The organism is Staphylococcus caprae (genome assembly GCF_002902725.1).
Taxonomy (GTDB): Bacteria; Bacillota; Bacilli; order Staphylococcales; family Staphylococcaceae; genus Staphylococcus; species Staphylococcus caprae.
The window spans coordinates 980-8,127 of sequence record NZ_PPRT01000072.1; the positions used below are offsets into that span (position 1 = coordinate 980).

A 7,148-nucleotide genomic window follows, 5' to 3' on the forward strand; every position below is an offset into this window, starting at 1 on the left:
TTATATTTAGGACCTTTAGCTCAGTTGGTTAGAGCTAACGGCTCATAACCGTTCGGTCGCAGGTTCGAGTCCTGCAAGGTCCATATAATTTTGGAGGAATACCCAAGTCTGGCTGAAGGGATCGGTCTTGAAAACCGACAGGAACTTAACGGCTCGCGGGGGTTCGAATCCCTCTTCCTCCGTTTATCAATGGTCCCGTAGTGTAGCGGTTAACACGCCTGCCTGTCACGCAGGAGATCGCGGGTTCGATTCCCGTCGGGACCGCCATTTTAATTAATTTAATAGCGATTTACCTATAAATAATGGAGGAATACCCAAGTCCGGCTGAAGGGATCGGTCTTGAAAACCGACAGGGCCTTAACGGGCCGCGGGGGTTCGAATCCCTCTTCCTCCGCCATTATTATTATCGCGGGATGGAGCAGTTCGGTAGCTCGTCGGGCTCATAACCCGAAGGTCGGTGGTTCAAATCCGCCTCCCGCAATATTTTCTTTATAGGTCTCGTAGTGTAGCGGTTAACACGCCTGCCTGTCACGCAGGAGATCGCGGGTTCGATTCCCGTCGAGACCGCCATTACGATTTATTTATTACGGTTCAGTAGCTCAGTTGGTAGAGCAATGGATTGAAGCTCCATGTGTCGGCAGTTCGACTCTGTCCTGAACCATTTAAGCAAGCCGGCCTAGCTCAATTGGTAGAGCAACTGACTTGTAATCAGTAGGTTGGGGGTTCAAGTCCTCTGGCCGGCACCATCTCATGGAGGGGTAGCGAAGTGGCTAAACGCGGCGGACTGTAAATCCGCTCCTTCGGGTTCGGCAGTTCGAATCTGCCCCCCTCCACCATCTGAATAGGGGCATAGTTCAACGGTAGAATAGAGGTCTCCAAAACCTTTGATGTGGGTTCGATTCCTACTGCCCCTGCCATGGCGGTTGTGGCGAAGTGGTTAACGCATCGGATTGTGGTTCCGACACTCGAGGGTTCGATTCCCTTCAACCGCCCTTATTATTAATGGGCTATAGCCAAGCGGTAAGGCAACGGACTTTGACTCCGTCACGCGCTGGTTCGAATCCAGCTAGCCCAGTTATTGGCGGCATAGCCAAGTGGTAAGGCAGAGGTCTGCAAAACCTTTATCACCGGTTCAAATCCGGTTGCCGCCTCCATGTTAATTAAGCGGGAGTAGTTCAACTCTTAGAACACATTCCTTCCCGGAATGAGATATAGGTGTAAGTCCTATCTTCCGCTCCATCAAATATTTTATATTAAGCGGGAGTAGTTCAACTCTCAGAACACATTCCTTCCCGGAATGAGATATAGGTGCAAGTCCTATCTTCCGCTCCATAGTATACTTCCAGAGGGAAGTTTTTTATTTATCTATTGAGCCGGTGTGGCGGAATTGGCAGACGCGCGGGACTCAAAATCCCGTTCCTTTTTTTGGAGTGTCGGTTCGATCCCGACCACCGGTATTATTTTATATTTTTTTAGGAACTTTTAGAGTGAGAATGTTGTTAAATCAACGTTTTCACTCTTTTTTTGTTCATTTAGACACATATAAGCATTATTTTTTGGTCACATCGTGGTCACAAAACACTAACGTTAAAATGATTTTTGGTCACTGGTTGGTCATTGGGCTAATTTCATATGTATAATTTGGTCACTGAAATAATCAATAGTAGTTTATTTTTATTATTTTAAATTTTTTCTTCACAGGAATAAATAATGACAAATTTCTTTAACTCATTGGGCTTGCTTGAATAAATTCTATAATTCTGCCTTTCAGAAGTAAAAGGGCTTACTATCTAATCATTTTTATAATTCTCAATATACAGTTTCAATAATTAGTGATTGTTTATCTGGTTTATCTATAATACTATTAATCTAATGTGATATTTGGAGGATTCAGAATGAGTAATTCGCATGTTAATGGAAAGTCTTTTTTAAATAGTATATTAAATGCTGTAGGTGCTGGAGTTGTCATTGCACTTTTGCCTAATGCTTTGTTAGGAGAATTATTAAAGTTCTTTAAGGAAGGGAACCATTTATTAGAAACTGTATATCAGCTCGTCATTGTTATTCAGTCATTTATGGCATTTATTATTGGTGTATTAGCTGCACATCAATTTAAATTTAAAGGTGTTGGTGCAGCAATCATTGGTACGTCAGCAATGCTTGGTTCCGGTGCTGTTCATTTTAGTAATAAAGGAATTGAATTAAAAGGTATTGGAGATATCATCAATGTTATTGTAGTAGTTGCATTAGCTTGTTTTATTTACATGTTCTTAGAAGGAAAGCTCGGTTCATTTGAAATGATTATTCTTCCAGTTTTAGTCCCAGTCATAAGTGGAGTCATTGGGTTGCTTACTTTGCCGTATGTACAAGTGATTACTCAATCAATTGGAAGAGTTGTGAATGGATTTACCGAGTTAAATCCTTTGTTGATGTCTATACTAATATGTGTAACTTTTTCATTATTAATGGTTACACCAATTTCGTTAGTGGCTATCGCTACAGCAATTAGTTTGACTGGTTTAGGTAGTGGGGCAGCGAATATGGGAATTGTTGCCGCATGTGTCACATTCTTATTCGGATCTTTGAGAGTGAATTCGATTGGAGTGAACTTAGTGTTGTTAATTGGTGCTGCGAAGATGATGATACCTGTTTATTTAAAGCATCTCATTATCGCTATTCCTCTAACTGTGAATGGCATTATTTGCGGTATTGTAGCATACGTATTAAATATTAAAGGAACACCTTTATCAGCAGGGTTTGGATATACTGGTTTAGTCGGACCAATTAATGCACTTAATCGTATGTCAGGAGACACGTCTTTTAATATCATCATGCTCATCATTGGTTATTTTGTCGTGCCTTTTACTGGAGCATTTATTGTTCATCATTTATGTAAGAAATTTATTCATTCTTATAGTGATGAAATTTACCAATTTGAAATACCTAAAGAATAATAAGATGAGCTGGAAAGCAATGTGTTCAACATAAACGTTGAGACATTGCTTATTTTTTTGTCTTAATTTTCAGAAAAAGAATTGCATAAAAATAAATAAAAATGTATAATAATGTATATTTATTAAGGAGGGCTCATTAAGTATGAACAAAACTTTCAAGATAATTATAGTCATCGATATACTTATAAGCTCTGCAATGATATACATAAATCCTATTGCTAGTGCTAAAGAAGATTCAAATTGGAACAAAATTAAACAACGTGGAGAAATAAGAGTGGGGTTATCAGCAGATTACGCACCTTTAGAATTTGAGAAAACAGTCCACGGCAAAACTGAATATGCGGGTGTAGATATTGAGTTAGCTAAGAAAATAGCAAAAGATAATCACTTAAAATTAAAAATTGTAAATATGCAATTTGATAGCCTCTTAGGTGCTTTGAAAACTGGAAAAATAGACATCATCATTTCTGGTATGACAACAACGCCTGAAAGAAAAAAGGAAGTTGATTTTACAGAACCATATATGATGACAAATAATACAATGTTAGTTAAAAAGTCAGAAAAAAATCAATACAAAAGTTTAAAAGACTTTGAAGGCAAAAAGATAGCAGCTCAGAAAGGGACAGAACAAGAGAAAATTGCTCAAAATGAAATCAATAATGGTCAAATTTCTTCTTTAAGTCGTTTACCTGATGCAATATTAGCATTGAAAAGTGGTAAGGTTGTGGGAACCGTTATTGAGAAACCAGTAGCCGAAGCTTATTTAAAACAAAATCCTGAGTTAGCTTTTGCTGATGTTAAATTTAATGAAGAAAAGAAACCTACGTGTATTGCTTTACCAAAAGATTCACCAGAGTTACTTAAACATCTTAATCAAACAATTGATGAAGTTAAAAGTAAAAACCTAATCGATAGTTATATGAATAAAGCTGCTGAAGATATGCAAGATGATGGTAACTTCTTTACTAAATATGGAAGTTTCTTTATTAAAGGTATTAAAGATACAATTCTCATTTCATCTATTGGGGTCATCTTAGGTTCAATCTTAGGTGCATTGATTGCTTTAATGAAATTAAGTAAATTTAAACCTTTATCTTGGTTAGCAAGTATATACATTGAATTCTTAAGAGGAACACCAATGCTAGTTCAAGTGTTTATCGTCTTCTTTGGAACAACTGCGGCGTTAGGACTAGATGTGTCAGCTCTAATATGCGGAACCATTGCACTTGTGATTAACTCATCAGCATATATTGCTGAAATTATAAGAGCAGGAATTAATGCAGTTGATAAGGGACAAACAGAAGCAGCAAGAAGTTTAGGTTTAAATTATAGTCAAACAATGAAATTTGTGGTCATGCCACAAGCAATCAAAAATATATTGCCTGCTTTAGGAAACGAATTTGTGACCCTTATTAAAGAATCTTCAATCGTTTCAACAATTGGTGTTGGAGAGATTATGTTTAATGCACAAGTTGTGCAAGGTATTTCATTCGATCCGTTCACGCCTTTAATCATTGCCGCAGTCCTTTACTTTATTTTAACGTTTGCACTTTCACGCATCATGAGTTTAGTCGAAGGGAGAATGAAGGCTAGTGATTAAAATTAAAAATTTAAACAAAACATTCGGACATAACGAAGTACTTAAAGATATTAATTTAGAAGTGAAACAAGGAGAAGTTGTAGCTATCATTGGGCCATCTGGTAGTGGTAAAAGTACGTTGCTACGTTGTATGAATTTACTCGAAACGCCAACAAAAGGGCAAGTCATTTTTGAAGGTAATGATTTAACAGAAAAGAACGTTCATTTGGACGAATTAAGACAGAAAATGGGAATGGTCTTCCAAAGTTTTAACTTATTTCCACATAAAAAAGTAATTGAAAATATCATGCTAGCTCCTAAGCTTTTACATAAAGATAATCAAGGCACAATTAAAGAAATAGCTTTAAATTTATTAGACAAAGTTGGATTAAAAGACAAAGCAGAGGCTTATCCTAATCAATTATCTGGAGGTCAAAAACAGAGAGTCGCGATTGCGAGAGCTTTAGCAATGAAGCCAGACGTGCTTTTATTTGATGAGCCAACATCTGCTTTAGACCCTGAAGTTGTTGGTGATGTATTGAAAGTAATGAGAGATTTAGCCAAGGACGGTATGACGATGGTCATTGTCACGCATGAAATGAACTTTGCTAAAGAAGTCAGTAATAAAGTAGTATTTATGGCTGATGGTGTGGTTGTCGAATCGGGCTCGCCAGTTGATATATTTGAACACCCTCAACACGAAAGAACACAAAACTTCTTATCACGCGTATTATAATATTTAAATACTTTTTAAGTAGGGCAGAATTTTGAAATCATTCTATGAGAATTTGATTTCGGTTCTGCTCTTTTTTGTAAAAAATAAAACCCTAAAACGCTATGAAAAGCGAACATGTGTTAAAATGGCATATGTAATTTTTTGTGAGGGGGCAAAGCTGTGGATTACAAGCAGTTAAAAAGAGAGATAATAGACTATGCTCATTCTATAGGTATTGATAGTATAGGTTTCACAACTGCAGATCCATTTGATGAGCTAAAACAGAAATTAGAAAGTTACCATTCCAGAGGGTACGCATCTGGATTTGAAGAGTCCGATATAGCTTTAAGAACTGAACCTAAATTAAGTTTACCAAGTGCGCGTTCTATTATTGCTATTGCGGTAGGTTATCCGAATAAATTGAAGGGTGCACCTAAAAGTGTAAGAGGAGACAGACGAGGTATGTTCGCCAGAGCTTCTTGGGGACAAGACTACCATACAATCATGCGGAAAAGACTTGATAAACTGAGTGAATTTCTTAGAGAACGAGTGCCAAATGTTGAAATACAATCTATGGTAGATACTGGTGTCTTATCTGATAGGGCAGTAGCTGAAAGAGCTGGATTAGGTTTTGTAGGCAGAAATGGTTTTGTTATCTCACCTGAATTAGGTACATGGACATATTTAGGAGAAATGTTAGTAAGCATACCATTTGAGCCTGATGACCCTATTTTAGATAGTTGTGGAGACTGTACGATATGTGTAGACCGCTGTCCTACTGGTGCTTTGGTGGGAAATGGTCAATTAAACAGTCAAAAATGTATTAGCTTTTTAACTCAAACGAAAGGCTATTTGAAGGATGAGTATCGTTATAAAATTGGAAATCGTTTATATGGATGTGATACTTGCCAGCAAGTATGTCCAAAAAATAGAGGCATTAATACGCAACATGACGATATCGTTCTTGAACCAGAAATATTAAAGCCGCGATTAGTCCCATTACTTCAAATGAGTAACAAAGAATTTAAAAATACTTACGGGCATTTAGCTGGTGCTTGGAGAGGTAAAAAGCCAATTCAACGAAATGCGATTATCGCCTTAGCGCATTTTAAAGAAGAAAATGCGATTCCTGAACTTAAAGAAGTCGCCTTAAATGATCCTAGACCGATGATTAGAGGAACTGCTTATTGGGCTATAGGACAAATTCAAGGAGAAGACGCACGACATTTTATAAATGAAAATTTTGAAAAAGAAATAGAGGAAGTCCAAGTTGAAATGAAAAAAGGCTTGGAAATGAGGAGAGACTAACTATGACTAATCATATCGTTTTATTCCAACCAGAAATACCTGCAAATACAGGCAATATTGCTAGAACGTGTGCAGGAACACTTACACATTTACATCTTATTAAGCCTTTAGGATTTAGTACAGATGATAAGATGTTAAAAAGGGCTGGTTTAGATTACTGGGAGCATGTAAACATTACTTATCACGAAAGTATTGAAGCGTTCTTTGAAAGTACCGAAGGAAATTATTATTTGTTAACTAAATTTGGAAAACAAACTTATAGTGATTTTAATTTTTCAAATACTGAAGAGGAACATTATTTTATTTTCGGTAGAGAAACAACTGGCCTTCCTGATTGGGTGAAAGAGAAATATGCTGATACTGCATTAAGGATACCTATGAGTGATAAAATTAGATCTTTGAACTTATCTAATACAGCCGCATTACTTATTTATGAGGCATTGAGACAACAACAATTTCCAAATCTTTCATAAATTAATTTTCAGGAAAAATAAAAGTGAATGTAATAATGTAGATAGAAATGTTATATTTAAACATGAAGAATTGACATTCAAGCGTAATAGTTTGGTTTGACAAATAACTCAAAAGGGTA

5 protein-coding genes and 16 tRNA genes are annotated in these 7,148 nt (G+C 36.7%); all 21 read left to right on the plus strand.

Annotated elements, in window-relative coordinates; genetic code table 11:
* Window positions 1-9 precede the first annotated feature (9 nt).
* The 21 genes from CD155_RS11135 (at window position 10) to trmL (ending at window position 7,029) form a co-directional block, all read left to right on the plus strand.
* A tRNA-Ile gene (locus CD155_RS11135) sits at window positions 10-83 on the plus strand.
* Window positions 84-92: 9 nt separating this feature from the next.
* A tRNA-Ser gene (locus tag CD155_RS11140) sits at window positions 93-182 on the plus strand.
* Window positions 183-191: 9 nt separating this feature from the next.
* Window positions 192-267, plus strand: a tRNA-Asp gene (locus CD155_RS11145).
* Between the two features lie 37 nt (window positions 268-304).
* Window positions 305-397 (plus strand) — tRNA-Ser (locus CD155_RS11150).
* A 10-nt stretch (window positions 398-407) separates the two neighbouring features.
* Window positions 408-481: transfer RNA gene (locus CD155_RS11155), tRNA-Met, on the plus strand.
* 13 nt (window positions 482-494) lie between these two features.
* Window positions 495-570 (plus strand) — tRNA-Asp (locus CD155_RS11160).
* Window positions 571-588: 18 nt separating this feature from the next.
* Window positions 589-661: transfer RNA gene (locus CD155_RS11165), tRNA-Phe, on the plus strand.
* A 9-nt stretch (window positions 662-670) separates the two neighbouring features.
* Window positions 671-746, plus strand: a tRNA-Thr gene (locus CD155_RS11170).
* Window positions 747-752: 6 nt separating this feature from the next.
* Window positions 753-836, plus strand: a tRNA-Tyr gene (locus CD155_RS11175).
* 7 nt (window positions 837-843) lie between these two features.
* Window positions 844-917: transfer RNA gene (locus CD155_RS11180), tRNA-Trp, on the plus strand.
* Window positions 918-919: 2 nt separating this feature from the next.
* Window positions 920-992: transfer RNA gene (locus CD155_RS11185), tRNA-His, on the plus strand.
* A gap of 11 nt (window positions 993-1,003) precedes the next feature.
* Window positions 1,004-1,075 (plus strand) — tRNA-Gln (locus CD155_RS11190).
* Window positions 1,076-1,080: 5 nt separating this feature from the next.
* A tRNA-Cys gene (locus CD155_RS11195) sits at window positions 1,081-1,154 on the plus strand.
* A gap of 10 nt (window positions 1,155-1,164) precedes the next feature.
* Window positions 1,165-1,239, plus strand: a tRNA-Gly gene (locus CD155_RS13005).
* Window positions 1,240-1,257: 18 nt separating this feature from the next.
* Window positions 1,258-1,332: transfer RNA gene (locus CD155_RS11200), tRNA-Gly, on the plus strand.
* Window positions 1,333-1,372: 40 nt separating this feature from the next.
* Window positions 1,373-1,457 (plus strand) — tRNA-Leu (locus CD155_RS11205).
* Between the two features lie 438 nt (window positions 1,458-1,895).
* On the plus strand, window positions 1,896-2,954 hold the full coding sequence (locus tag CD155_RS11210) for a PTS sugar transporter subunit IIC (protein ID WP_103213366.1): 1,059 nt from the start codon (window positions 1,896-1,898) through the stop codon (window positions 2,952-2,954).
* Between the two features lie 142 nt (window positions 2,955-3,096).
* Window positions 3,097-4,554, plus strand: a complete 1,458-nt coding sequence (locus CD155_RS11215) for an ABC transporter substrate-binding protein/permease (RefSeq protein WP_103213367.1) — start codon at window positions 3,097-3,099, stop codon at window positions 4,552-4,554.
* Window positions 4,547-5,269, plus strand: coding sequence for an amino acid ABC transporter ATP-binding protein (locus tag CD155_RS11220; RefSeq protein ID WP_002443573.1), 723 nt, complete (start codon window positions 4,547-4,549; stop codon window positions 5,267-5,269). Before CD155_RS11215 ends, CD155_RS11220 begins: the two co-directional genes overlap by 8 nt.
* A gap of 159 nt (window positions 5,270-5,428) precedes the next feature.
* Window positions 5,429-6,556, plus strand: a complete 1,128-nt coding sequence (queG, locus tag CD155_RS11225) for a tRNA epoxyqueuosine(34) reductase QueG (RefSeq protein WP_103213368.1) — start codon at window positions 5,429-5,431, stop codon at window positions 6,554-6,556.
* Between the two features lie 2 nt (window positions 6,557-6,558).
* Entirely contained in the window at window positions 6,559-7,029 is a 471-nt protein-coding gene (gene trmL, locus CD155_RS11230) for a tRNA (uridine(34)/cytosine(34)/5-carboxymethylaminomethyluridine(34)-2'-O)-methyltransferase TrmL (RefSeq protein WP_070833381.1), read from the plus strand.
* The last annotated feature ends 119 nt before the right edge of the window (window positions 7,030-7,148 follow it).

What these genes read in the sequence shown, in the direction of transcription:
- CD155_RS11215 (WP_103213367.1), top strand. Translation starts at nt 3,097, where the DNA reads ATGAACAAAACTTTCAAGATAATTATAGTCATCGATATACTTATAAGC.
- trmL (WP_070833381.1), top strand. Translation starts at nt 6,559, where the DNA reads ATGACTAATCATATCGTTTTATTCCAACCAGAAATACCTGCAAATACA.
- CD155_RS11210 (WP_103213366.1), top strand. Translation starts at nt 1,896, where the DNA reads ATGAGTAATTCGCATGTTAATGGAAAGTCTTTTTTAAATAGTATATTA.